This window comes from Pseudomonas syringae pv. cilantro (assembly GCF_001293775.1).
In the GTDB taxonomy this organism is placed as follows: domain Bacteria; phylum Pseudomonadota; class Gammaproteobacteria; order Pseudomonadales; family Pseudomonadaceae; genus Aquipseudomonas; species Aquipseudomonas syringae_P.
Map to the genome: position 1 here is coordinate 1 of NZ_LGLN01000013.1, position 25,902 is coordinate 25,902.

Below are 25,902 nucleotides of genomic sequence, written 5' to 3' on the forward strand. Positions count from 1 at the left end.
ATCACTCCAGACTCGACCTCCTTCCTCGCCGACCTGCCACTCCAAACCCTCGTAAACCATTGATCTACAAGACTTTTTCGTTTCCGTCTGCGCCGGAAGTGGTGCGAATTATAGACACATCACAGAGGGCGTCAACCGTTATTTTCAGAAATCTGCCCTCCACTTCCTCAACACCCGGTAAACAGGGGAAATCGCTCTATAAAGACGATCTCCCCTCCGGAGAATTTACAGGCTAGGAAACGCAAACTGCGACGCTTCATGACTGGCGCGTTGCGGCCAGCGCTGGGTAATCGCCTTGCGACGCGTATAAAAGCGCACGCCATCCGGCCCGTATGCATGCAGATCGCCGAACAGCGAGCGCTTCCAGCCGCCAAAGCTGTGGTAGGCAACCGGCACCGGCAGCGGGACGTTGACCCCGACCATGCCCACTTCGATCTCATCACAGAACAGTCGCGCCGCCTCGCCATCACGGGTAAAGATGCACGTGCCGTTGCCGTACTCGTGATCATTGATCAGTTGCATGGCCTGCTCCAGGCTGTCCACGCGTACGATGCACAACACAGGCCCGAAGATCTCTTCTTTATAGATGCGCATCGCTGGCGTCACGCGATCGAACAGACAGCCACCCATGAAGAAGCCCGCTTCATGCCCGGCAACCTGAAGATTCCGGCCATCCACAATAAGGGTCGCGCCCGACTGCACCCCATCTTCTATATAGTCGCTGACTTTATCGCGATGCTGCCCGGTAACCAACGGCCCCATGTCCAGGCCGCAAGTCGTACCGGCACCGATCTTCAGGTTCTGGATTTGCGGAACCAGTTTGGCTACCAGCGCATCGGCAACCTGATCACCCACGCAGACCGCAACCGAAATCGCCATGCAGCGCTCACCGCACGAACCATAGGCGGCGCCCATCAACGCACTGACCGCGTTATCCAGATCCGCATCCGGCATCAGCACCGCATGGTTCTTGGCACCACCGAGCGCCTGGACCCGCTTGCCTCGCGCCGCGCCTTCTTTATAGATGTACTCGGCAATCGGTGTCGAACCCACGAAACTCAGCGCTTTCACCTCCGGCGCTTCGATCAGCGCATCAACCGCCACCTTGTCGCCATGCACCACGTTGAGGACACCCTTCGGCAATCCGGCTTCGTGCAGCAACTCGGCGATCAACAGGGTTGAGCTCGGATCCCGCTCCGATGGCTTGAGGATGAAGCAGTTGCCGCACGCGATGGCCAACGGGTACATCCACAACGGCACCATGGCCGGGAAGTTGAACGGCGTGATACCGGCAACAATGCCCAACGGCTGGAAGTCAGACCATGCATCGATGTTCGGCCCTACGTTACGGCTGTACTCACCTTTGAGCACCTCCGGCGCAGCGCACGCGTACTCCACGTTTTCGATACCACGCTTCAGTTCACCCGCCGCATCTTCGAGCGTCTTGCCGTGCTCTTCACTGATCAGTCGAGCGATACGCGCCTCGTTATGTTCCAGCAACTGCTTGAAACGAAACATCACCTGCGCGCGCTTGGCCGGTGGCGTGTTACGCCAGGCCGGGAAGGCAGCCTTGGCGGAGTCGATGGCTTGCTGAACGGTTTCGCGGCTGGCAAGTGCTACCTGGTGAATGACCTGCCCGGTCGAAGGATTGAACACGTCGGCTGTGCGACCGTTACCGGCAACGAATTCGCCATGGATCAGGTGCTGAATGCTGCTCATGAAAAGCTCCAAAAGACGGCATCAGGCGCGAATGACGCTGCGCCCGAGGCTGAAAAGTTACCTATATGAAAAGTTACCTATAAAAGAAGAAGACCTGCGCGCAGAATCAGTCGATCAGGTTCAGCGTCTCGCCAACTGCATCGAACAAGCGGTCCAGATCCTGCGCCTGGCTATTGAACATCGGGCCAAACTGCAAGGTATCGCCGCCAAAGCGCACATAGAAACCAGCCTTCCACAGCTTCATACCGGCTTCAAACGGACGCACGATGGCATCGCCATCACGCGGAGCGAGCTGGATGGCACCGGCCAATCCGTAATTGCGGATATCGACGACGTTCTTCGCCCCCTTGATACCGTGCAGCACGCTTTCAAAATGCGGGGCGATTTCCGCCGCTTGCTGCACCAGATTCTCACGCTGTAACAGCTCCAACGCTGCCAGCCCCGCTGCGCAGGCGACCGGATGCGCCGAGTAGGTGTAGCCGTGCGGAAATTCGACGGCGTATTCCGGCGTCGGTTGATTCATGAAGGTCTGATAGATCTCGCTGCTGGCAATCACCGCGCCCATGGGGATCGCGCCATTGGTGATCTGCTTGGCGATGCACATCAGGTCCGGCGTCACGCCAAAACTGTCGGCGCCGAACATCGAACCTGTACGGCCAAACCCGGTAATCACTTCGTCAAAGATCAGCAGGATGTTGTGCTGGTCGCAGATTTCACGCAGACGCTTGAGGTAGCCCTGTGGAGGAACGATTACACCAGCCGAGCCCGCCATCGGCTCGACAATGACTGCCGCGATATTCGACGCATCATGCAGCTCGATCAGCTTGAGCATTTCGTCGGCTAGCGCGATACCGCCGGCCTCGGGCATGCCTTTGGAGAATGCATTGCTGGCCAGCAGGGTGTGCGGCAGATGATCGACATCCATCAACTGGCCGAACATCTTGCGGTTGCCATTCACTCCGCCCAGGCTGGTGCCGGCCACATTCACGCCGTGATAACCACGCGCACGACCGATCATCTTGGTTTTGGTCGCCTGCCCCTTCAGCCGCCAATAGGCGCGCACCATCTTCACTGCCGTGTCCGCGCATTCGGAGCCGGAGTTGGTATAAAAGACGTGATTGAGGTTGCCCGGTGTCAGGTCAGTGATTTTCTCCGCCAGTTGAAAGGACGCTGGATGGCCGAACTGAAAGCCCGGTGAGTAATCCAGCACGCCTAACTGTCGCGAAACAGCCTCTTGAATCTCCGTGCGCGTATGCCCTGCCCCACAGGTCCACAGACCGGAAAGCCCATCGTAAATCTTGCGCCCCTTGTCGTCTGTCAGGTAGCAGCCGCTGGCCGCGACGATCATGCGCGGATCACGCTGGAAATTGCGGTTCGCCGTGTAGGGCATCCAGTGCGCATCGAGTTTCAGCTGGCGGGTGACAGGCACGTTGGTCGCTTCGAACATATTCATGGGGCAGGCCTCGCAGGCGCTTGAACGAACAGTGATTGCAACCAAGGTGCCACGCGACTAAAGTTCATAAAACCTGATTTTCCTGATCTTTAGTTAGGTAATGACTAAACAATGAGCATCCGCCGTCCCGATCCCTTGGCGCAGGTCAGTGACTTTGATATTCGCTTGCTGCGTATTTTCAAAAGCGTCGTCGAGGCTGGCGGTTTCTCGGCGGCAGAAAGCGTGCTTGGCATAGGCCGGTCCGCCATCAGTCAGCAGATGAGCGACCTGGAACAGCGCCTTGGCTTGCGCCTCTGTCAACGAGGCAGGGCCGGGTTCTCGCTGACCGATGAAGGGCGCGAGGTTTATCAGTCATCGCTGCAGTTGCTCAGCGCCCTGGAAAGCTTCAGAACCGAGGTCAACGGTCTGCACCAGAACCTGCGTGGCGAGTTGAACATCGGCCTGACCGACAACCTCGTCACCCTCCCCCACATGCGCATCACCCATGCGCTGTCGCGCCTGAAGGAGCGCGGCCCCGGCGTACACATCAATATCCGCATGAGCGCGCCCGCCGAAGTCGAGCGAGGCGTGCTGGATGGCGGGCTGCATGTCGGCGTTGTACCGCAGGCGAGCGCCTTGCCGGGCCTGGAATATCACGCGCTGTACAGCGAGCGCTCGCTGCTTTACTGCGCTGTCGGTCACCCGCTGTTTTACGCAGAAAACGCCGCGCTGGACGACGAGCGTCTGGCGCAACAAGACGCTATCGCTCCGACTTTTCGCCTGCCCCACGATATTCAGGATCTCTATCAGGGGCTCGCCTGTACCGCCAGCGCGTCCGACCGGGAAGGCATTGCGTTTCTGATTCTGACCGGACGCTACATTGGTTACCTGCCGGACCACTACGCCAACGCCTGGGTACAGGAAGGCCGATTGCGCGCGCTGAAACCTGAATCGAAATTCTATGACCTCAATCTGGTCACCGTCACACGCAAAGGTCGACGCCCTCATTTGGTGCTGGAAAGCTTTCTGGAAGCACTCGCTGCTACCCGCTGACACACTGCTGTGCGGAAAATGCTCAACGGGCACCATTTCATGGAGAGTCCCAAAGGTGCTATCAAGCTGATATATCTGGCAATAAATAAGCTCACGGCGAGATAACCTGAGCAAGTGGACAGTTTTTTGCACGCGTTCCTGATAACGACACGCCAGCACATGGCACTGCCCAATCCGAGACTTCGCCATGCAGCCTGAAAACGCTGAAAGCTTTAACAACGACGAGAACAGCGACCTGATCTACGGCCTCGACGACCGACCGAAACCGTTGACGGCCACACTGGCAGCGCTGCAACACGTTCTCGCCAGTTTCGTCGGCATCATCACCCCGCCACTGATTATCGGCTCGACGCTCGGCCTGACCGAATACTTGCCGTACCTGATCAGCATGGCCCTGATGGTGTCGGGTACCGGCACCTTCATTCAGGCACGCCGGCCGTTCGGTATCGGCGCCGGCATGATCTGCCTGCAAGGCACCAGCTTTGCATTCCTCGGCGCGGTGCTGTCCGCGGGTTTTCTGGTCAAGCAGCGTGGGGGAAGCCCGGAAGACATCATGGCGATGATCTTCGGCGTGTGTTTTTTCGGTGCGCTGGTACAGATCGTTCTGAGTCGCTGCATCGGCCAGTTGCGGCGGGTCATCACGCCGCTGGTGACCGGCATCGTGATCACGCTGATCGGTGTGAGCCTGATCAAGGTTGGCGTGACCGATCTGGGTGGCGGCTTCAACGCCCCAGATTTCGGCGCGCCGTTGAATCTTGCGCTGGGCGTGTTCGTACTGGCGGTGATCATTGTACTCAACCGCTCCAACACGCCCTGGGTGCGCCTGTCGGCGATCATTATCGGCCTGGCCGTCGGCAGTCTGGCCGCGTGGTTCAGCGGCAAACTGGTGCCACAGCCCATTCACGATCTGCCATTGATCAGCGTGCCGGTGCCGTTCAGGTTCGGTTTCAGTTTTGACTGGACCGCATTCCTGCCGGTCGCGCTGATTTATCTGATCAGCAGTATCGAAACCGTCGGCGACCTCACCGCCAATTGCATGCTGGCGCGCCAGCCCATCAGCGGCCCGAGCTATGTGGCACGTCTCAAGGGCGGCGTGCTGGGCGATGGCGTGAGCTGCATGATTGCCGCCACGTTCAGTGCGTTTCCCAACACCACGTTTGCGCAGAACAATGGCGTGATTCAGCTGACCGGTGTCGCCAGCCGCTATGTCGGTCTGTACATCGGCGCGGTGCTGTTCATCCTCGGCCTGTTCCCGCATGTCGGGGCCATTGTCCAGCAAATCCCCAAACCGGTATTGGGCGGCGCAACGCTGGTGATGTTCGGCAGCGTCGCGGCGGCAGGCGTGCGGATTCTGGCGCAGTCGCCTCTGGACCGACGCAGCATGCTGATTATCGCCACCTCGTTCGGCGTCGGTCTGGGTATCGCAGCGCAGCCAGCACTGCTGCATCTCATGCCCAAACTGGTACAGAACCTGTTTGACTCGGCCATCACCAGCGGCGGCCTCACGGCCATCGTCCTGTGCCTGTTGATCCCGGAAAGCACTGTTACCGTCACCCAGAGCGAGCCTGTTATGGAACCCGATCCCCTTGAGCAACCACGATAACTGTCGACAGCCACACCAGCGCTTGCCGGATTGCCGCTGGTGCGTTATCTGTTCACTTGTTGTGCCCCCACGACCTGCCCGGAATTGCCCATGACCCTTGAAGTCCCAGCGCACGGCGCTCACGTCCCCAAGCCCGCAAGCCGTATTCGTCAGAAAAACGAGGTAGCGATTATCCAGGCAGCCGAAGATGAATTTGCCCGCCACGGTTTCAAGGGCACCAGCATGAACACCATCGCCCTGAAAGCCGGACTGCCGAAAGCCAACCTGCATTACTACTTCACCAACAAGCTTGGCCTGTATGTCGCGGTGCTGAGCAACATCATCGATCTGTGGGACAGCACCTTCAATCACCTCAGCGTCGACGACGATCCGGCCGAGGCGCTGGCGCGCTATATTCGCGCCAAGATGGAGTTCTCACGGCGTCAGCCACAGGCTTCGCGGATATTCGCCATGGAGATCATCAGCGGCGGCGAATGCATGAGCGAATATTTCAGTCAGGATTACCGCCTGTGGTTTCAGGGGCGAGCAGCGGTTTTTCAAGCGTGGATCGATGCAGGCAAAATGGACCCGGTCGACCCGGTTCACTTAATCTTCCTGTTGTGGGGCAGCACCCAGCATTACGCCGACTTCGCGACCCAGATCTGCCGCGTGACCGGACGCAGCCGCCTGACCCGGCAGGATATGGATCAGGCCAGCGACAATCTGATACGGATCATCCTCAAAGGTTGTGGGCTGACGCCGCCAGCCTTGTAGAATTGGTGCCTTGCCGCCAGCAAGGACACCTGAATGCCTTTTACCCTCGTCGGCCCTTGCGAGTTTCGTGAAGAAATTCGCAAGAGCCGCTTCATCACGCTCGCCGCCCCCATCGCCAGCCCGGCTGACGCACAGGCGTTCATCGAACAGCACAGCGACCTGAACGCGACCCACAATTGCTGGGCCTGGAAACTGGACGACCAATACCGTAGCAATGACGACGGTGAACCGGGCGGCACCGCAGGCAGACCGATTCTGGCAGCCATCGAAGCGCAGGAATTCGATCAGGTCGTGGTGTTGGTGATTCGCTGGTATGGCGGCATTCAACTGGGCACGGGCGGCCTGGCGCGGGCGTATGGCGGTGGTGCCAACAAGTGTTTGCAGCAGGCCGAACGCCTGCCGTTGATTCAACGGTCATCGTTCGATCTGGCATGCAGCTTCAGTGAGCTGGCTCTGGTCAAAGTGCGTCTGGCCGAGCTGAACGGCGTGCTGGAAAGCGAGGCGTTCACCGCCAATGGCGTACAGATGAGGATTGCCATCGGCCTCGAGCATCTGGGCGCACTACAACGCCAGTTAGCAGACCTGAGTCGTGGACGTATCCTGTTGCAAGGCGTGGCAGACGCCTGAAAAGTCCCTTCCACAATTGCCCACATCTACTGTGCACCCGGTTGTGGATAAGCTGAGCACACTCCACTGCACGCCTTACCGTGCGGGCGTTTCCGGCAAATGATCACTTTTTGTACAATCCGTAGTGGATGCGTCGAAAACGGCGTTAAAACAGTCTGTTAGGGCGCTTTAGCACCATTGGAAGCTAGCCCGCACGGCATTATTCTCAACGCACAGGCTTGCGCACATTAACTGTGGAAGAACCTGTGGATAACAGGTGCAAGGCTCGCGTATCCGCTGGATGTACCGCCGTCGACGGCTGCTGTACGTTTTTTGCTCAGGACAATGAGCCATAATCGGCGCACTGATCGGCCTGTCTGCCCCGAACTGGTGCTGAACCGGCTGCATCTGGAGGCCGAGATTCTCAAAAAATCCTGATCAGCGCCTGATTCGGTGCAACCCGCCTGAATCCTGACTCCTTGGCCAGGATTTTGCTTTATGCACAGGCAGAACCACTTCTGCCTTAGAGCCTTTCATGTCAAACCACGCGATACCTGCGCGCCTCCAGCTGCGCCATATCACCAAGCAGTATCCTGGCTGCCTGGCCAACGATGCGGTCGATCTGACGATCCAGCCCGGCGAGATTCACGCCTTGCTGGGCGAGAACGGCGCGGGCAAAAGCACGCTGATGAAAATCATCTACGGCGTTACCCAGCCGGATGCCGGGTCGATCATCTGGCAAGGCCAGGCGCAGGTCATGCGCAACCCGGCCCAGGCACGCAGCCTGGGTATCGGCATGGTGTTCCAGCATTTTTCCCTGTTCGAAACCTTGAGTGTCGCGCAGAACATCGCCTTGGCGATGGGCGCGGCGGCGGGCACGCCGAAACAACTTGAACCGCGCATTCGTGAAGTGTCGCAGCGCTATGGCATGGCCGTGGAACCTCAGCGTCTGGTCCACAGCCTGTCGATTGGCGAGCGGCAGAAAGTCGAAATCATCCGCTGCCTGATGCAGGACATTCGCCTGCTGATTCTCGATGAACCCACCTCGGTACTCACGCCCCAAGAGGCCGAAGAGCTGTTCGTCACCCTCCGGCACCTGGCCGAAGAAGGCTGCAGCATCCTGTTCATCAGCCACAAGCTTGGCGAAGTGCGGGCCTTGTGTCACAGCGCGACCGTACTGCGCAACGGCAAAGTCTCTGGGCACTGCATTCCGGCTGAGTGCTCCGACCTGGCATTGGCGCGGATGATGGTCGGCGATGCCGAGGGCCTGACCGCGCATTATGCGAAAGCCAGCGGCAGCGAGGCGTTTCTGCGCGTTGAACGGCTGTCCTGGCACAACCCCGATCCGTTTGGCTGCTCGCTGAAAAATCTGAGCCTGGACGTGCGCAGCGGCGAAATCGTCGGTATCGCAGGCGTGGCGGGCAACGGCCAGGATGAATTGCTTGCGCTGCTGAGCGGTGAACAAACGCTGACGCACGCGCAGGCGGCAACCCTGCGTTTCGCAGACACGCCGGTCGGGCATTTGCGGCCTGATGCCCGGCGCAAGCGCGGCCTGGCGTTTGTCCCGGCCGAGCGCCTCGGGCATGGCGCCGTACCGGAATTGAGCCTGGCCGACAACGCCTTGCTCACCGCCTTCCAGCAAGGGCTGGTGAGCAACGGCCTGATTCAGCGTGGCAAGGTGCGTGCGCTGGCCGACGAAATCATTCGCCGCTTTGCGGTCAAGACACCCGATGCGCAGGCCGCGGCGCGCAGCCTGTCGGGCGGCAACCTGCAGAAATTCATTCTGGGTCGGGAAATCCTGCAAAAGCCGAAACTGCTGATCGCCGCGCACCCGACCTGGGGCGTAGATGTCGGTGCCGCCGCAGCGATTCACCGCGCGCTGATCGCCTTGCGTGATGCGGGCGCAGCGATTCTGGTGATTTCCGAAGATCTGGACGAACTGTTCCAGATCAGCGACCGACTTGCCGCCCTCAGCGGCGGCCAGCTTTCCAACCTGATCCCCACTGAACAGACCAGCACCGTGCAGATCGGCGGCTGGATGGCGGGCCAGTTCGATCATTCTCAAACCCAGGCACACACGCCTGGTTAACGGAGCAAAACATGTTGCTTTCTCTGGAACCGCGCGGCCAGCAATCGCGCGCCATGTTGTGGTGCTCCCCGTTACTGGCCGCCGTGCTGACACTGGTCTGCGGCTCGCTGCTGTTCATCGGCCTGGGTCTTGACCCGTGGGTGACGCTGCACACGCTGTTGATCGCACCGGTCAGCGACATGTACGGCCTGTCGGAACTGATGGTCAAAACCTTGCCGATCCTGCTCTGCGCGCTGGGCCTGGCGGTCGCCTATCAGGCGCGCATCTGGAACATCGGCGCTGAGGGCCAGTTGCTGCTCGGCGCGCTGGCGGGCAGTGCCGTGGCGGTGAACATCATCGAGATGGAAAGCCGCTGGGCGCTGGTCATGGTGCTACTGGCCGGGACTCTGGCGGGCGCGGCATGGGCGGGCGTGACGGCCTGGCTGCGCACTCACTTCAACGCCAACGAAATCCTCACCAGCATCATGCTCAATTACATCGCGCTGAACCTGCTGCTGTACTTCGTGCATGGCCCGCTCAAGGACCCGGCAGGCATGAACTTCCCGGAATCCGCGACCTTTGGCGATGCCAGCCGTCTGCCGCTGTTGATGGAAGATGGCCGTGCGCATATCGGGGTGTATTTCGCCCTGTTCGCGCTGGTCGCGGTCTGGGTGTTGCTGCAACGCAGCTTCATCGGCTTCCAGATCAAAGTGCTGGGGCTGGACAAGCGTGCAGCCGGGTTCGTCGGCTTTCGTGAAAAACAACTGGTGTGGCTGGCGCTGGTGATCAGCGGCGGGCTGGCCGGGCTGGCCGGCGTTTCGGAAGTCACCGGTCCTATTGGTCAACTGGTGCCGCAGGTTTCGCCGGGGTATGGCTACGCCGCGATTACCGTGGCTTTTCTCGGCCGCCTGAATCCGATCGGCATTCTGTTCTCCAGCCTGCTGATCGCCCTGCTTTATCTGGGCGGAGAAAGCGCGCAAATGACCTTGAACCTGCCCCTCGCAATCACTCAGTTGTTTCAGGGCATGATGCTGTTCTTCCTGCTCGCCTGTGACGTGCTGATTCTCTACCGCCCACGCTTGAAACAACGCTGGGCCAAGCGCCAGATGACCCCCGTCACAGGAGCTGCATGATGGACATCGACCTGCTGAGCAATATTTTCTACGCCATGGTGCGTTGCGGCACGCCTCTGCTGCTGGTCGCGCTGGGCGAACTGATCTGCGAGAAGAGCGGCGTCATCAACCTGGGTCAGGAAGGCATGATGCTGTTTGGTGCGGTGATCGGTTTTATCATCGCACTGAGCACCGGCAACCTCTGGCTGGGCGTGTTGCTGGCCATGCTGGCGGGCATGCTGCTGTCGGCGCTATTTGCCGTGGTGGCACTGGTGTTCAATGCCAATCAGGTGGCGACAGGCCTGGCACTGACTATTTTCGGTGTCGGCCTGTCCAGCTTCGTCGGCGCGGCTTGGGTCGGCAAGCCGCTTAGCGGTTTCGAGCCGGTGGCGATTCCGTTTCTCAGCGATATACCGCTGATCGGCCGCATGCTGTTTGCCCAGGATCTGCTGGTCTACCTATCGTTTGCGCTGTTCGCGCTGGTGGCTTGGGCGCTGCTGAAAAGCCGCGTCGGGCTGATCATCCAGGCCGTCGGCGAAAACCCGGACGCCGCCAGCGCCATGGGTTTGCCGGTGTTGCGGGTGCGGACCCTGGCGGTGCTGTTCGGCGGCGCGATGGCCGGCCTGGCCGGTGCTTACCTGTCGCTGGCCTACACGCCGATGTGGGCCGAAAACATGAGCGCCGGACGCGGCTGGATTGCCTTGGCACTGGTGGTGTTTGCCAGCTGGCGCGTCTGGCGCCTGCTGCTCGGTGCCTACCTGTTCGGTCTCGCCAGCATTCTGCATCTGGTCGCGCAGGGCATCGGCCTGGCGATCCCGTCCAACCTGCTGGCGATGCTGCCTTATGTGGCCACCATCATCGTCCTCGTCCTGCTCTCCCGCGACGCCCTGCGCACCCGGCTGTATGCGCCGGTTTCGCTGGGGCAACCTTGGCGGGCGGGGCATTGAGGGGCGGGGCTGGAAGGTGACTAGCGTGCCAATGCTCGGCGTCAAGCATCTGCCTTGAACGTTTCTGGCTAACAGAGATTCCAACGCTGCATAGGCAGGAGTACGCTGCAAGGTCGAAACTTTCGAGAGATCTTGCTGGCGCTGCCATGGAATCTGTCTCTCAATCTGCCAAGGAATCATTCATGACCACTACCCAGAAAACCGCCCTCATTATCGGTGCCTCGCGTGGTTTGGGGCTCGGGCTGGTTCAGCGTTTGACTGAACAAGGCTGGAAAGTCACCGCGACTGTGCGTGATCCGCAAAACGCCGAAAACCTGAGAAAGGTTAAAGACGTACGCATCGAAGCCGTCGACCTCGACGAAACCGCTTCGCTGGAAGTGCTGGTCCAGAAGCTGCGCGGCGAAGTGTTCGACGTGCTGTTCGTCAATGCCGGGATCTCGGGTGCAGAGCATCAAAGCGCCGCGAAGTCGACCGCTGCCGAGCTGGGCCAGTTGTTCCTGACCAACGCGGTCGCACCGATTCGGCTGGCCGAGCGCTTTGTCGCGCAGGTCCGTCCGCAAACCGGTGTCATCGCGTTCATGAGTTCGTGGCTGGGCAGCGTCACCTGCCCGGATGGCGCAAACCTTGCGCTGTACAAGGCCAGCAAGGCCGCGCTCAATTCGATGACTAACACCTTCGTCACCGAACTCGGCGAAAACCGCCCGACCGTACTGTCGATGCACCCGGGCTGGGTCAAGACTGACATGGGCGGTGAAAATGCAGCCATCGACGTATTGACCAGCACCACCGGTCTTGTCGAACAGCTCAATGCCTACGCCGGCAAAGGCGGCCATCACTTCATCGATTACCAGGGCAAGACGATTGCCTGGTAACAGGCTGCTCAACTAGAATCGTTGTCCTTCGCCGGGGCGCACAAAACCCCGGCAACCCTGGATCAGCAGACAGGGCATCACTGAGCTGGCTAACCCTGAACCCTTTTCAGAGGAGCCGGCCCATGCCCGCGATCCGTATCTGGTTGAAAAATCCCCTCGCCGTGTTTACTGCCAATGAGCTGGACGCCCGTGGCGGTCTGGTGATCGAAGGCGGCGTCATCACTGAAGTGCTGGCCGCCGGGCAGCTCCCGTCAAAGCACTGCAATCAAACGTTCGATGCCCGTGAGCATGTGTTGCTGCCGGGGTTGATCAACACCCATCACCACTTCTATCAGACCCTGACCCGCGCCTGGGCACCGGTGGTCAACCAGCCGCTGTTCCCGTGGCTCAAGACGCTGTACCCGGTGTGGGCGCGTCTCACGCCGGAGAAGCTCGCCGTCGCCAGCAAAGTGGCGCTGGCGGAACTGTTGCTGTCGGGCTGCACGACGGCTGCCGACCATCACTATCTGTTTCCCGACGGGCTGGAGCACGCCATCGATGTGCAGGTGCAGAGCGTGCGCGAACTCGGCATGCGCGCGATGCTGACACGCGGCTCCATGAGCCTGGGCGAGGCAGACGGTGGTTTGCCGCCGCAACAGACCGTGCAACAGGGTGAGGTGATTCTGGCCGACAGTCAGCGCCTGATCGAGACTTACCATGAGCGCGGCGACGGGGCGCAGATTCAGATCGCTCTGGCGCCCTGCTCGCCCTTCTCGGTCACGCCACAGATCATGGCAGAGAGCGCGGCCCTGGCAGAAAAACTTGATGTACGCCTGCACACGCACTTGGCCGAAACCCTCGATGAAGAAGACTTCTGCCTGCAACGTTTCGGTCTGCGTACCGTGGATTATCTGGACAGCGTCGGCTGGCTCGGCCCCCGCACCTGGCTGGCCCACGGTATCCACTTCAACCCCGATGAAATCGCCCGCCTTGGCGCAGCGGGCACCGGCGTCTGCCACTGCCCCAGCTCGAACATGCGCCTGGCTTCCGGCATTTGCCCGACCCTGGACCTTATCGCTGCGGGCGCGCCGCTTGGCCTTGGCGTGGACGGCTCGGCGTCCAACGATGCCTCGAATATGATCCTCGAAACCCGTCAGGCGCTGTACCTGCAACGCCTGCGCTATGGCGCGGAAAAAATCACCCCGCAGTTGGTGCTCGGCTGGGCGACCAAGGGCTCGGCGCAACTGCTGGGCCGGACGGATATCGGAGAGCTGGCGGTCGGAAAACAGGCGGATCTGGCGTTGTTCAAGCTGGACGAACTGCGTTTTTCCGGCAGCCACGATCCGCTGTCCGCGCTGCTGCTGTGCGGCGCAGATCGTGCGGACCGGGTGATGATTGCCGGGCAGTGGCGAGTGATCGAGGGGCAGGTCGAAGGGCTGGATATCAAGCAGCTGATCGCCGATCACCGCCAGGCAGCGCGGGAGTTGATTCAGGGTTGAGCGTGCGGAGCGATATCTCGACGATCGTGCCCATGCACCGCGCTCATCGTTATACACAAGTCCTGACTAGTCCGGAAAACGGGGCTAAAGAACCGCATTGGAAGGCTAGACATAGACCTTTGTGGGAGTGAGCTTGCTCACGAAGGCGGTGGTTCAAACACTCCATTTCCGGGGACTGTACTGGCCTCTTCGCGAGCAAGCGAAACGTCGCCCGGCTCGCTCCCACGAGATTTGTATATAACGATGAGCTTCCAGAATTTCACCTGAAGCCCTAGGGTCTGTTCCCGTTTCATCGCGGCCGCGTCGGAGTCTGTTTTGCCGCGAGGCAAGGCAGGAGACACGANGGAGACACGAAGTCTGGTTGTTCCAAATGAGTGTCGAGTAACGCAGCCTCGCGATGAAACGGGAACAGACCCTAAAGCCCCAGACACGACAGCATGATGAACGTCGCGAACAGCACGAAGTGGGTCATGCCTTCGATGGCGTTGGTTTCGCCGTCATTAAGGTTGATGGCGGACACCAGCAGGGTGATGAAGATCATCACGGTCTGTACCGGGGTCATGGCCATCTGGAACGGCTGGCCGCTGTAAAGAGCCATGGCTTCCATGACCGGAACGGTGAGAATCACGGTAGACAGCGAGGCTCCCAGCGCGATGTTGACCACCGACTGCATGCGGTTGGCAAGTGCTGCGCGCAAGGCGGTGAGGATCTCCGGCGCGGCGGAAATGGCGGCAACCAGAATCGCCGTCATGACCGGCGGCGCGCCCGTGCCTTCCAGGCCCAGATCGACTGTTTTCGACATTACTTCGGCCAGCGCGCCGATCACCACCACGCCGACAATCAGTGTGGCAATTGAGCGAGTCAGATTGACCGGCTCATGCTCTTCGGCCTGGCCCTGGCGCTTCTTCTTTTCCGGGTAGCTGTAGCTGAAAAAGTAACTGTGCGGGCCGACCTGCATACGCAGGAACAACGTGTAGAGCAGCACCATCGCGCCGATGGTAAACGCCGAATAGATCTTCCAGTCGCCCTTGGGAATGAACTCGGGCACGACCATGGACACGCCCATCGCGGTCAGAATCATCACGCTGTAGGTGCGCGCCGAATCGTCGTTGTACGACTGCTCGCCGTGCTTGATCCCGCCCATCAATGCGGCCAGACCAAGAATGCCGTTGATGTCGAGCATCACGGCGGAGTAAATCGTGTCACGCACCAGTGTCGGCGATGGCTCGTTGCTCATCATGATCGCCAGGATCACCACTTCGACCAGCACCGCTGACAGCGTGAGGATCATGGTGCCGTAGGGATCACCGACTTTTTCCGCGAGCATCTCGGCGTGATGGGCAACGCGCATCGACGCGCAGACGATGAAGCCGACCAGCGCCAGCCCGGACACCAACGCAACGACCTGGCCATTGCCCAGCAGCACGTGCTCCAGTGGATAGGCGACGAACATGGCGATGATCGCCAGCAGCAGAAACTTTTCTTGCTTGAGCAATGCGCCCATTTTTTATTCCCCAAACCTTGCGACATCGCCGCGGATGTACATGAAGGTGGCCGACAGTGAAGCGTCTCAGAGTAGCGTGTGTGTCAAAAGGTTTCATAAAATAGCCCGAATGAGAATTGCACCCACACGTAAATGACTTTTGATCCCGTCGCCACGATGTGAAATAGTGCCCGCCGTTTTGGTCGCGGCCTTTGTGACGCGTCTGTTTTTCACGATTCTGCTTCTGCTAGAAAGGACATTCGCCATGCGTGCTTCTCGACTTCCGCATCTGGTGGCTTGCGGCCTGCTGAGCCTGCTGGCAAGCGCCGCACAGGCAGCGCCCATCGATCTCGATGACGGCCAGCACAAAGTCCATCTGCCAGCCCCCCCCAAGCGCGTGGTGGTACTGGAGTTTTCGTTTCTCGACGGGCTGGCTTCGGTCGGCGTGACGCCAGTTGGTGCCGCAGACGATGGCGATGCCAATCGCGTGCTGCCAAAAGTGCGCAAGGCGGTAGGCGAATGGCAGTCGGTGGGGCTGCGCTCGCAACCCAGTATCGAAGTGATCGCGCGGCTCAAGCCGGACCTGATCATCGCCGACCTCGGCCGTCATCAGGCGCTGTACAACGACCTGGCCAGCCTCGCGCCGACCCTGATGCTGCCCTCGCGTGGCGAAGACTATGAAGGCAGCCTGAAATCCGCCGAGCTGATCGGCGTGGCGCTGGGCAAGGGGCCGCAAATGCAGGCCCGCATCGCGGAAAACAGACAGCACCTCAAAACCGTCGCCGCGCAGATTCCGGCCAACACCAAGGTGCTGTTCGGTGTTGCCCGCGAAGACAGCTTCTCGGTGCATGGTCCGCACTCTTATGCAGGCAGCGTGCTGCAAGCGATTGGCTTGCAGGTGCCGGAAGTACGTAAAGATGCGGCACCCACCGAGTTCGTCAGCCTGGAGCAACTGCTGGCGCTGGACCCCGCCTGGCTGCTGGTCGGTCATTATCGTCGTCCGAGCATTGTCGACAGCTGGAGCAAGCAGCCGCTCTGGCAGGTGCTCGGCGCAGTGCGCAATAAACAGGTGGCTGAAGTCGATGGCGACAGCTGGGCACGCAATCGCGGGATCATGGCGTCCGAGCAGATTGCCGACGATGCGCTTGCCGTGCTCAAGGGCGGCAAGGCCGTGCTGAACCCGTAAATGCGCCGCTGGCTGATGGCAGGCGTGATCACCGCGACCTGCCTGGGATTGTTCTGGGTGTCGCTGTTCGCCCTGTCGTCGTTCAGCATTCGGCAGGTCGACGCCTGGAACGGGCTGTTCACCCAAGGTCGCGAGGGCGGCAACATTGCCTATATCGTCGCGCAACTGCGGGTGCCGCGCGCCCTGTGCGCCGCGCTGGTCGGCGCGTGTCTCGGGGTCGCCGGGGCGTTGATGCAAGGCATCACCCGTAATCGTCTGGCTTCTCCGTCCCTGTTCGGCGTTACTGCTGGAGCAGCGTTGGGGCTGGCGCTGTTTTCCACCGGCCTGGTCGCCCTGCCCTTCCCCGGCGGCGCGCTGCTGATGACTTGCCTCGGCGGCGCGCTGGCGTGGATTACCGTGTTCAGCCTTGGCGGCGCATGGTCGCCTGCCACCGCGCAAGGGCGTCTGGTGCTGGCAGGCGTTGCGGTCGCGGCACTTTGCGCGGCATTGACCCGCCTCACGGTCATTCTCGTCGAAGCCCAGGCGCAAAGCGTCCTCAACTGGCTGGCCGGTTCTCTGGCCAATGTCGGTGCCGATCAATTGCAACTGCTCTGGCCTTGTACGCTGATCGGTCTGGTGCTGGCGATTGCCTGTGCGCCGCGCTTGAACCTGATCAACCTCGGTGAAGATGCAGCGCGCTCGCTGGGCGTGCGTATTGGCGCGCTGCGGCTGCTGGTGTTCGTGGTCAGCCTGCTGCTGGTCGGGGCCAGCGTGTGTGCGGTCGGGCCGATTGGCTTTGTCGGCCTGATCGCACCCAACATCGCCCGCCAATGGCTGGGCAACGACTACCGCTGGCTGATCCCGATCAGTGCCGGGCTGGGCGCTACCATCGTGCTGGCCTCTGACCTGATCAGCCGCGCCGTGGCGTTTCCGGTCGAAACGCCGGCCGGGGTAGTGACCGCCTTGATCGGCGCGCCGTTCTTCCTGATTCTGGCGAGGCGCGCGCTATGACCCAGCCCCGCGCACGCCTGTCCTTGCTGATCATGCTGCTCGCGCTGGCGCTGCTGTTGAGTCTCAGTGCCGGCACAGTCTGGCTGACACCCGACGCGGTGCTCGATCACCTGATCGCCCACGACAGCAAGGACTTCGAAGTGTGGAATCATCGCCTGCCACGCGGCCTGATTGCGATCATGACCGGCTGCGCGCTCGGTCTGGCGGGCGCCATCGTGCAAGGTGTGATTCGCAACCCGCTGGCCTCGCCGGAAATTCTGGGCGTGACGCAGGGCGCAGGGCTGGCGCTGACCATCGCCATCATCGGCCTGCCGAACTTGCCGGTGGCAGCGCTGCCGTTCGTAGCCTGCCTGGGCGGCGCGGCGGGCGCTCTGCTGCTGGCGCTGTACAACACCGGCGTACAGTTTTCCGGAGTCCGCTTCGCGCTGTCCGGGGTAGCGATTGCGGTCACGCTGTCGAGCATCACTGAATTCCTGATCCTGGCCAATCCGCTGGACATCAACACCGCCCTGCTGGCGCTGACCGGCAGTTTGTGGAGCCGCAACTGGCACCACGTGTTGCTGGCCACGCCGCTTCTGCTGTTAATCCCGCTCAGCCTGCTGCTGGCCAAGCCACTGAACCTGATCGGCCTTGGCGATGAGGCCGCGCAGAGCCTGGGCACCGGCCTGAAACGTACTCGCTGGCTGGCAATGGGCAGTGCCGTGCTGCTGACCAGTCTTGGCGTCGGTATCATCGGACCGGTGAGTTTTGTCGGTCTGGTCGCGCCACACATGGCTCGTCGGCTGGTGGGCGGCCATCATCAATACCTGTTGCCCGCGTCGATGGTGCTGGGCGCCTTGCTGCTGGTGCTGGCCGATACCCTGGGCCGCACGCTGATCGCCCCCAGCGAAATTCCGGCCGGGATTCTCACCGCGGTGATCGGCGCTCCGTATTTTCTCTGGCTGCTGGCCCGATTCAAAGGTTGATCCCATGAGCATTCTGAAGGCGCAGCACCTCGACATCGGCTACGGCGCAACCCGCATCGTGCAGGACCTGTCGTTCAGCCCGCCCGCGGGGCAGGTTACGGCGCTGATCGGCCCCAACGGCTGCGGCAAGTCCACGCTGCTCAAAGCCTTTGCGCGCATCCTCACCCCGCAGTCGGGTAGCCTGAGCCTGGACGGCAAAGCCTATAGTCAGTTATCTGCCCGGGATCTGGCCTGCAAGGTGGCGTTTCTGCCGCAAGTGCTGCCGATTCCCGAAGGCGTCAGCGTGCGCCAACTGGTCGCTTACGGCCGTAGCCCGCACAACAGTTTGTGGGGGCGCTTGAGCGGAGCCGATCAGCGCAGTGTCGATCAGGCCATGCAGCGCATGGAACTGGAGACGCTGGCCGAACGCCCGCTCTCGGATCTGTCTGGCGGGCAGCGCCAGCGCGCATGGCTGGCGATGATTCTTGCGCAGGACGCGGCCATCGTCCTGCTCGACGAGCCGACCACCTACCTGGACATCAGCCATCAGGTCGAGCTGCTGGACCTGATGCGTGAGCTCAGCGCCGAAGGCAAAACGGTGATTACCGTGCTGCACGATATCAATCAGGCCTGCCGCTATGCCGACCATCTGGCGGTGATGCAGGGCGGACGTCTGGTGACCTGCGGCGCACCGGGCGACGTGTTGACCGCCGAGCTGGTCTGCCAGGTGTTCGATGTACAGGTGCAGATCATGCGCGAGCCCGTGGCCGGCACGCCGATGTGCATCGTCGAACGCAGCACCCGCTGCACCAGTTGACAGCGCTGGCGCTCGCACCTGCACCGTCGCGCTGCATTTCGCGTTGTCCACAGCGCTGCTCTTGATTCTGGCCGAAGGCCGCGGTCGCTCCCACGGCCTCCGGCCAGAATCAAGAGCAGCACTGTGTAGGAGCGGACTTGTCCGCGAAGACCATAGTTCAGACGATTCATTTTCGGGAAATATGCCGCCTTTTTCGCGGACAAGTCCGCTCCCACGCCCTTTGGGCAGAATCAAAGGCGCGCTGGCAGCATAGTTGTCCTGTTGGTCAGTTATTTGCATTGCTGGAGCATGCCCTCCAACAAGACCGCAAGGAGCTAGACCCGATGCACCTGACCAACCCACGTCGTCCCCTGAAAAAACTGCTGTGTACCATGGCCGCTGTCGTTGGCATCGGCTCCAGCCTGCTCGCCTCGGCAGCCGATCCGCTGAAGGTCGGCTTCGTCTACATCGGCCCTATCGGCGACCACGGCTGGACCTATCAGCATGAGCAGGGCCGTCAGGCGATGGTCAAGGCGCTGGGTGACAAGGTCATCAGCAGCTACGTGGAAAACGTGCCGGAGGGCGCGGACGCCGAGCGGGTGATTCGCAACATGGCCAAAGGCGGTTATGACCTGATCTTCAGCACCTCCTTCGGCTACATGAACCCGACCCTGAAAGTGGCCAGGCAATTTCCGAAAGTGAAGTTCGAGCACGCGACCGGCTACAAGCAGGACAAGAACATGGGCACCTATCTGGCCCGCACGTATGAAGGCCGCTACGTCAGCGGCTACATCGCGGCGAAGATGACCAAAACCAAGAAGATCGGTTATGTCGCCTCCTTCCCGATCCCTGAGGTGCTGCGCGACATCGACGCCATCCAGCTGGCGCTGAACAAATACAACCCCGGCACCGAGATCAAAGTGGTGTGGGTCAACTCGTGGTTCGATCCGGGCAAGGAAGCCGACGCCGCCAACGCGCTGATCGATCAGGGCGTCGACGTGGTCTTCCAGCACACCGACAGCCCGGCACCGATCCAGACCGCCGAGCGTCGTGGCGTGTATGCCGTGGGCTACGCTTCAGACATGGCGCACTTCGGGCCGAAAGCGGTACTGGCTTCGATCGTCAACAACTGGGGCCCGCATTACATTCAGGCCGCCGAGGGCGCCATCGCAGGAACATGGAAGCCTCAGGACTACTGGGGTGGTCTGAAAGAAGGCACAGTCGAGTTGCCGATCAGCGATGTGGTGCCTGCTGACGTGAAGGCCGAGGCGCAGAAAATCATCGCCAGCATCGAAAGTGGCGAATTCCACCCGTTCACCGGCCCGATCAAGGACCAGAACGGCACAGTCAAGATTGCTGATGGAGTGGTCGCGACCAACGCCGAGCTGGCGTCGATGAACTACTACGTTGAAGGCATCAAGGCCGAACTGCCTAAATAACAGGTTGGCGTCTCGTGCCCGCTTCGGCGGGCACGATCATTGAGACTGAACATCACCTGCTTTTCAGGACCGGTTAATGGACCAGCTTCCCGTCATCGACATCAGCCCGCTTTACGGCACAGACACTCAGGCCTGGCAGGCGGTCGCCACGCAGATCGACAGTGCTTGCCGGGAATGGGGCTTTTTCTACATCAAAGGCCACCCGATCAGCGCCGAGCGCATTGAACAGGTGCAATCCGCCGCCAAGGACTTCTTCGCCCGCGATGCTGCCGAAAAGCTGCGCATCGACATTACACAAAGCACGCACCATCGCGGCTACGGCGCCATCGCCACCGAGCAACTGGACCCCAGCCTGCCGAGCGACCTGAAAGAAACCTTCGACATGGGCCTGCATCTGGATGCCAATCATCCCGACGTGCTGGCCGGCAAACCGCTGCGCGGCCCCAATCGGCACCCGGACATTCCCGGCTGGGAAGACCTGATGGAACAGCATTACCTGGACATGCAGGCGCTGGCGCAAACCCTGCTGCGCGCCATGACCCTGGCATTGGGCATCGAGCGCGATTTTTTCGATCAGCGCTTCAAAGACCCGGTCAGCGTGCTGCGCATGATTCACTACCCGCCGCGCCACACGGCGACGTCAAGCGAGCAACAGGGCGCAGGCGCGCACACCGATTATGGCTGCATAACGTTGTTGTATCAGGACACAGCCGGCGGTCTGCAGGTTCGCGACGTGCGCGGCGAATGGATCGACGCGCCGCCCATCGACGGCACCTTCGTGGTCAACCTCGGCGACATGATGGCGCGCTGGAGCAATGACCGTTACCTGTCCACGCCGCACCGGGTGATCAGCCCGCTGGGCGTCGATCGCTATTCGATGCCGTTCTTCGCCGAACCCCACCCGGACACGCGCATCGAGTGCCTGCCCGGCTGTCAAAGCGCAACTCATCCGGCCCGCTATCCTGTGACGACCTGTGCCGAATTTCTGCTTTCGCGCTTCGCTGACACCTACGCGTACCGTCGCGAACAGGAAGCGAGTTGAACGCTCGGTCAGGTTTTACCCTGCGCAGCGGCGTGCATCTGTAGAATGCACGCGATCTGCACCTGATGAGAAAAGAATATGTACGACTGGTTGAACGCCCTGCCCAAGGCAGAACTGCATCTGCACCTCGAAGGCTCGCTGGAGCCCGAACTGCTGTTCGTCCTGGCCGAGCGCAACAAGATTGCCCTGCCGTGGAATGACGTCGACGCGCTGCGCAAGGCTTATGCCTTCAACAACCTGCAGGAGTTCCTCGACCTGTATTACCGCGGCGCAGACGTGTTGCGCACCGAGCAGGACTTCTACGACCTGACCTGGGCGTACTTGCTGCGTTGCAAGGAACAGAACGTTATCCACACTGAACCGTTCTTCGACCCGCAAACCCACACTGACCGTGGCATTGCGTTTGAAGTGGTGCTGGCGGGGATTACCGGCGCGCTGAAAGACGGCAAATCGAAGCTGGGCGTCGACAGCGGTCTGATTTTGAGCTTCCTGCGCCACTTGTCCCAGGAAGAAGCTGAAAAGACCCTCGACCAGGCGCTGCCGTTTCGCGATGCGTTCGTCGCCGTCGGCCTCGACAGTTCCGAGATGGGCCACCCTCCGAGCAAGTTTCAGCGTGTGTTCGACCGGGCGCGCAACGAAGGTTTCCTGACCGTGGCGCATGCTGGCGAAGAAGGCCCGCCGGAATACATCTGGGAAGCACTGGACCTGCTGAAAATCCAGCGTATCGACCATGGCGTGCGTGCCATCGAAGACGAGCGGTTGATGCAGCGCATCATCGACGAACAGATCCCGCTGACCGTCTGCCCGTTGTCCAACACCAAACTGTGCGTGTTCGACGACATGGCCCAGCACAACATCCTCGACATGCTTGAGCGCGGCGTGAAAGTCACCGTGAACTCGGACGACCCGGCCTACTTCGGCGGCTACGTGACCGAGAACTTCAATGCGCTGTATATGCACTTGGGCATGACCCAGGACCAGGCCGCCCGCCTGGCGCAAAACAGCCTGGACGCACGACTGGTCAAGCCCTGAGGCGACCGCGCTGGAGCCGAGATTATCGTTCCTCACTTAATGCCGTTCGCGACGCTCTGCGTCGCAGGTCTGCGCCACGCCCTCAAGACAGGACGCTGAGCGTCCAGAACGGCATGCCGACGCAGAGATAGTCAGAAGACGCTTCAGCCTCGTCCCACAGGACCCATTCACGCCGCCGCTGCTATCTTGCTGATTTCCCGCTGCCCGTTCGATGAGACCTGCAAGGTGCAGGACTCTTCGGTGGCGCGCAGCCAGCCCATCTGGATGAACAGCTGCAACAGTCCCGCGCCCAGTGCGCCGCCCAGGTGCGGGCTGAATTCACTCCATTTCGGACAGGCGCAGACCGTTTCGCGTTTGCGCTGGGCGAGCGCCGGTATGTAAATGCCCCGTTCGGCAAATCGGGCCACGCCCTTGCTGGTCACCTCGATTCGTTGCTCTTGCTGCTCTATCCAGCCTGCCCCCAACAGGCGTTGGTAAAGCTCGGCGGCGATTTCGCCACCCAGATGGTCGGAACAGATTCTTGCACGACGCAACGGTAATGGCGGGATGGACTGGGCGACACGGCGGCTGATCTGATCCGCACTGGCTATCGACGCACTGGCCAGCGCTTCGATAGCAGCGCCCACTTCCGGCGCAGCCAGGCGGAAGAAACGCTTGCGCCCGCGGACTTCCTGCTTCAACAGACCGCCACTGGTCAGACGCGCAAGATGAGCGCCTGCCGAGGACGTAGAGAGCCCGGCCAGAATGGCCAGTTCATCGGCAGAGCGAGCAGTCCCGTCCATCAAGGCCCATATCATTGAGCTACGCTTGGGATCGGCCAGCAATGCCGCAATCTGGCTGATGCAAGGTGCATATTCCATGTGTCCACTCCCTGTTGAAACATTCATCCGCCGCGATGACTTAATGAAAGCAATGACGCCGAGATACAGTTGAACGCGGCTTCAACCTGAAATGACAAGTATAAACTCTATGCCCTTTGGCCAAATCGGGTAAAACACTATTCGTACCAACTGTTGTCGCACAAGCATGTGCAAAACAGTTGAAAGTTTTCGTATTCCGCGCACTTGAAAAGTCTGGTATTTGATGACGAAACAGCTCTATCCAAGGGCTTTCGGTCGTGGCCCAAAGCATCGTTGGAAAAGACAAGTGCAACACCTATGACAAAAATGCCAAAAGCGCTCAACAACAGTCAGTGCGCACTTTGTTCCGCCACAAGAAACTTGCACTTTTGAAATGCATTTAAATACTCTATTTTCCGACGTTTCCGTAGGCTGTTTCTCTCTGAGGCGTAGCGGTTAAAACAAACCAACAGGCGACTGCCCTACAGCATGTTGCTTACAGCGCGACCTGAGCATATCCAGTAACAGATTGACCGGCTTGCTGAGTTGCGCACGATGCGCGCACAACACGTTCAGCGGTGCGCGCTCGCCCTGCAAATCCGCCATCAGCACCTTGAGGCGCCCGGCCCGCACATCAGCCGCGACATCCAGCCATGACTTGTACGCCACGCCCTCACCTGCCACCGCCCAGCGACGCACGACGTCGGCGTCATCGCTGAAACGGTTGCCGCTGACGGTCAGACTGATCTCGCGCTTGCCGTCGTGAAATGTCCAGCGGTCGTGCACGCGATCGCCGAGCATGAACAACAGGCAGTTATGCTGCGCCAGTTGCTCCACCTGCTGCGGTTCACCATGCCGCTGCAAGTAACTCGGCGCTGCGCACAACACGCGCCGGTTGTCGGGCAGCACCGGCAAAGCGACCAGGCTGGAATCGTCGGGCTCGCCGTAGCGCAGCGCGACATCCACCGGCTGACGAAACAGGTCCGCGATACGGTCGCCCAGCAACAGCCGCACGGTCAGGTGCGGGTGTTGTTCCTGAAACGCGTCCAGCCACGGCAACAGCAGGTTGCGCCCCAGGTCCGAAGGCGCCGAGAGTTGCAGCACGCCTTCGCAGCGATCCTGACTGCTGGCCAGCAAACGTCGCCCTTCTTCCAGGCTGCCAAGCGCGGCGCGCGCGTATTCCAGAAAGCCTTCCCCTTCGGCGGTCAGGCGCAGGCTGCGGGTCGAGCGGGCCAGCAAGCGCGCGCCCAATTGCTGCTCGATGCGCTTGAGTGCCGCGCTGGCGACCGCTGCAGACAGATCCATGACCCGCGCGGCGGCAGACAGACTGCCCAGATCGGCAGCGCGCACGAACAACTGCAAGTCATCAAAACGCAGCATCAAACCCTCGGATTATCAAAATAAAATTGAAAGAGACTGCCGTTTTAGCGGGTTTTATCTTTACTGGAAATAGCCAATGATCCCCTCATCACTTTCTCTATGGAGGCCCCTGTCATGAAAGCCATTGCGTACTACCAGTCCCTGCCAATCAGCGACGCCCACTCATTGCAAGACATCGAGCTGCCAGAACCGGTCGCCGGCGCGCGCGACCTGCTCGTCGAGGTGAAAGCCATCTCGGTCAACCCGGTGGACACCAAGATTCGTCAGAACGTCCAGCCCGAAGACGGCGCCGCCAAGGTACTGGGCTGGGATGTGGCCGGTGTGGTGAAGGCCGTCGGCAGCCAGGTCACGCTGTTCAAACCGGGCGACCAGGTCTTTTATGCCGGTTCACTGACTCGGCCGGGCGCCAACAGCGAACTGCATGTGGTCGATGAGCGCATCGTCGGTCACATGCCCAAAACCCTGAGCTTCGCTCACGCGGCGGCGTTGCCATTGACGGCAATCACGGCCTGGGAGTTGCTGTTCGAGCGTCTGGAAGTGGCTCAACAGAAGGGCGAAGGCTCGCAAAGCCTGTTGATCGTGGGCGCGGCGGGTGGCGTCGGTTCGATCCTGACCCAATTGGCGCGGCAGCTGACTTCATTGAAAGTCATCGGCACAGCCTCGCGCCCGGAAACCGAACGCTGGGTTCGCGAGCTGGGCGCACACGAAGTGCTGGACCACAGCAAGCCGTTGAGCGAAGAGTTGAAGCGCGTTGGCCTGCATCAGGTGACCCATGTGGCCAGCCTGACGCAGACCGAACAGCATCTGGATCAACTGGTCGAGGCGCTCAAGCCACAAGGCAAGCTGGGGCTGATCGATGACCCCAAAGCGCTGGATGTGTCGAAGCTCAAGCGCAAGAGCCTCTCGCTGCACTGGGAGTTCATGTACACCCGGTCGATGTTCGAAACCGAAGACATGATCGAACAGCACAACCTGCTCAACCGGGTGGCAGAACTGATCGACGCCGGCACGCTGAAAACCACGTTCGGTGAACACTTCGGCCGCATCAACGCCGAGAACCTGCGTCGCGCTCATGCGTTGCTGGAAAGCGGCAAGGCCAAAGGCAAGGTTGTGCTTGAAGGCTTCTGA

At 60.7% G+C, this 25,902-nt stretch carries 22 protein-coding genes; 17 read left to right on the forward strand and 5 right to left on the reverse strand.

Translation table 11 applies throughout. The features are described 5' to 3' along the window. Positions 1-225: 225 nt before the first annotated feature. On the reverse strand, positions 226-1,719 hold the full coding sequence (locus ABJ99_RS01380; protein WP_054084295.1) for a CoA-acylating methylmalonate-semialdehyde dehydrogenase: 1,494 nt from the start codon (positions 1,717-1,719) through the stop codon (positions 226-228). A gap of 106 nt (positions 1,720-1,825) precedes the next feature. Further along, positions 1,826-3,166, reverse strand: coding sequence for an omega-aminotransferase AptA (aptA, locus tag ABJ99_RS01385; protein WP_162491524.1), 1,341 nt, complete (start codon positions 3,164-3,166; stop codon positions 1,826-1,828). A 117-nt stretch (positions 3,167-3,283) separates the two neighbouring features. On the opposite strand from aptA, the gene ABJ99_RS01390 reads away from it, so the two are divergent. From ABJ99_RS01390 to ABJ99_RS01430, 9 genes are all read left to right on the forward strand, one after another. After that, positions 3,284-4,204 carry a LysR family transcriptional regulator gene (locus ABJ99_RS01390; protein WP_054084297.1) on the forward strand — a complete coding sequence of 307 codons (921 nt, stop codon included), beginning with the start codon at positions 3,284-3,286 and terminating at the stop codon, positions 4,202-4,204. Positions 4,205-4,391: 187 nt separating this feature from the next. Next, on the forward strand, positions 4,392-5,807 hold the full coding sequence (locus tag ABJ99_RS01395; protein WP_054084298.1) for a uracil-xanthine permease family protein: 1,416 nt from the start codon (positions 4,392-4,394) through the stop codon (positions 5,805-5,807). Positions 5,808-5,897: 90 nt separating this feature from the next. Beyond that, positions 5,898-6,560 carry a TetR/AcrR family transcriptional regulator gene (locus ABJ99_RS01400; protein ID WP_054084299.1) on the forward strand — a complete coding sequence of 221 codons (663 nt, stop codon included), beginning with the start codon at positions 5,898-5,900 and terminating at the stop codon, positions 6,558-6,560. 33 nt (positions 6,561-6,593) lie between these two features. Continuing rightward, positions 6,594-7,187: an IMPACT family protein gene (locus ABJ99_RS01405; protein WP_054084300.1), complete on the forward strand. Its 594-nt coding sequence runs from the start codon at positions 6,594-6,596 to the stop codon at positions 7,185-7,187. Positions 7,188-7,701: 514 nt separating this feature from the next. Then, positions 7,702-9,255: an ABC transporter ATP-binding protein gene (locus ABJ99_RS01410; RefSeq protein WP_054084301.1), complete on the forward strand. Its 1,554-nt coding sequence runs from the start codon at positions 7,702-7,704 to the stop codon at positions 9,253-9,255. Between the two features lie 11 nt (positions 9,256-9,266). Further along, the gene (locus ABJ99_RS01415; protein ID WP_054084302.1) at positions 9,267-10,367 is read left to right on the forward strand and encodes an ABC transporter permease; all 1,101 of its coding nucleotides are present in this window, start codon (positions 9,267-9,269) and stop codon (positions 10,365-10,367) included. Then, positions 10,367-11,293, forward strand: coding sequence for an ABC transporter permease (locus ABJ99_RS01420; RefSeq protein WP_024672244.1), 927 nt, complete (start codon positions 10,367-10,369; stop codon positions 11,291-11,293). Before ABJ99_RS01415 ends, ABJ99_RS01420 begins: the two co-directional genes overlap by 1 nt. Positions 11,294-11,475: 182 nt before the next feature. After that, positions 11,476-12,165, forward strand: coding sequence for an SDR family oxidoreductase (locus tag ABJ99_RS01425; protein WP_054084303.1), 690 nt, complete (start codon positions 11,476-11,478; stop codon positions 12,163-12,165). A gap of 122 nt (positions 12,166-12,287) precedes the next feature. Beyond that, positions 12,288-13,643, forward strand: a complete 1,356-nt coding sequence (locus ABJ99_RS01430) for an 8-oxoguanine deaminase (protein WP_054084304.1) — start codon at positions 12,288-12,290, stop codon at positions 13,641-13,643. Positions 13,644-14,058: 415 nt separating this feature from the next. Here ABJ99_RS01430 and ABJ99_RS01435 read toward each other — a convergent pair whose 3' ends face one another. Next, positions 14,059-15,147, reverse strand: a complete 1,089-nt coding sequence (locus tag ABJ99_RS01435) for a calcium:cation antiporter (RefSeq protein WP_054084305.1) — start codon at positions 15,145-15,147, stop codon at positions 14,059-14,061. Positions 15,148-15,391: 244 nt separating this feature from the next. Between ABJ99_RS01435 and ABJ99_RS01440 the strand changes: the two genes are divergently transcribed. The 7 genes from ABJ99_RS01440 to ABJ99_RS01470 all read left to right on the forward strand — a co-directional run bounded on the left by ABJ99_RS01440 (position 15,392) and on the right by ABJ99_RS01470 (position 22,555). Next, entirely contained in the window at positions 15,392-16,312 is a 921-nt protein-coding gene (locus tag ABJ99_RS01440) for a Fe(3+) dicitrate ABC transporter substrate-binding protein FecB (protein WP_054084670.1), read from the forward strand. Further along, the gene (gene fecC, locus ABJ99_RS01445) at positions 16,313-17,302 is read left to right on the forward strand and encodes an iron-dicitrate ABC transporter permease FecC (RefSeq protein WP_054084306.1); all 990 of its coding nucleotides are present in this window, start codon (positions 16,313-16,315) and stop codon (positions 17,300-17,302) included. Then, complete coding sequence (locus ABJ99_RS01450) at positions 17,299-18,267, forward strand: iron chelate uptake ABC transporter family permease subunit (protein WP_054084307.1); 969 nt, start codon at positions 17,299-17,301, stop codon at positions 18,265-18,267. Before fecC ends, ABJ99_RS01450 begins: the two co-directional genes overlap by 4 nt. A gap of 4 nt (positions 18,268-18,271) precedes the next feature. Continuing rightward, the gene (gene fecE / locus ABJ99_RS01455) at positions 18,272-19,063 is read left to right on the forward strand and encodes a Fe(3+) dicitrate ABC transporter ATP-binding protein FecE (RefSeq protein ID WP_054084308.1); all 792 of its coding nucleotides are present in this window, start codon (positions 18,272-18,274) and stop codon (positions 19,061-19,063) included. Positions 19,064-19,386: 323 nt separating this feature from the next. Then, a complete protein-coding gene (locus ABJ99_RS01460) occupies positions 19,387-20,481 on the forward strand; it encodes a BMP family ABC transporter substrate-binding protein (protein WP_054084309.1) in 1,095 nt (364 codons plus the stop codon). A 76-nt stretch (positions 20,482-20,557) separates the two neighbouring features. After that, positions 20,558-21,523, forward strand: a complete 966-nt coding sequence (locus ABJ99_RS01465; RefSeq protein WP_054084310.1) for a 2-oxoglutarate and iron-dependent oxygenase domain-containing protein — start codon at positions 20,558-20,560, stop codon at positions 21,521-21,523. 78 nt (positions 21,524-21,601) lie between these two features. Continuing rightward, the gene (locus tag ABJ99_RS01470; RefSeq protein WP_054084311.1) at positions 21,602-22,555 is read left to right on the forward strand and encodes an adenosine deaminase; all 954 of its coding nucleotides are present in this window, start codon (positions 21,602-21,604) and stop codon (positions 22,553-22,555) included. A gap of 167 nt (positions 22,556-22,722) precedes the next feature. On the opposite strand, the gene ABJ99_RS01475 is transcribed toward ABJ99_RS01470, so the two are convergent. Both ABJ99_RS01475 and ABJ99_RS01480 read right to left on the reverse strand, forming a co-directional pair. After that, complete coding sequence (locus ABJ99_RS01475) at positions 22,723-23,415, reverse strand: ArsR/SmtB family transcription factor (protein WP_054084312.1); 693 nt, start codon at positions 23,413-23,415, stop codon at positions 22,723-22,725. A 435-nt stretch (positions 23,416-23,850) separates the two neighbouring features. After that, on the reverse strand, positions 23,851-24,774 hold the full coding sequence (locus tag ABJ99_RS01480) for a LysR family transcriptional regulator (protein WP_054084313.1): 924 nt from the start codon (positions 24,772-24,774) through the stop codon (positions 23,851-23,853). 114 nt (positions 24,775-24,888) lie between these two features. On the opposite strand from ABJ99_RS01480, the gene ABJ99_RS01485 reads away from it, so the two are divergent. Further along, on the forward strand, positions 24,889-25,902 hold the full coding sequence (locus ABJ99_RS01485; protein WP_054084314.1) for a zinc-binding alcohol dehydrogenase family protein: 1,014 nt from the start codon (positions 24,889-24,891) through the stop codon (positions 25,900-25,902).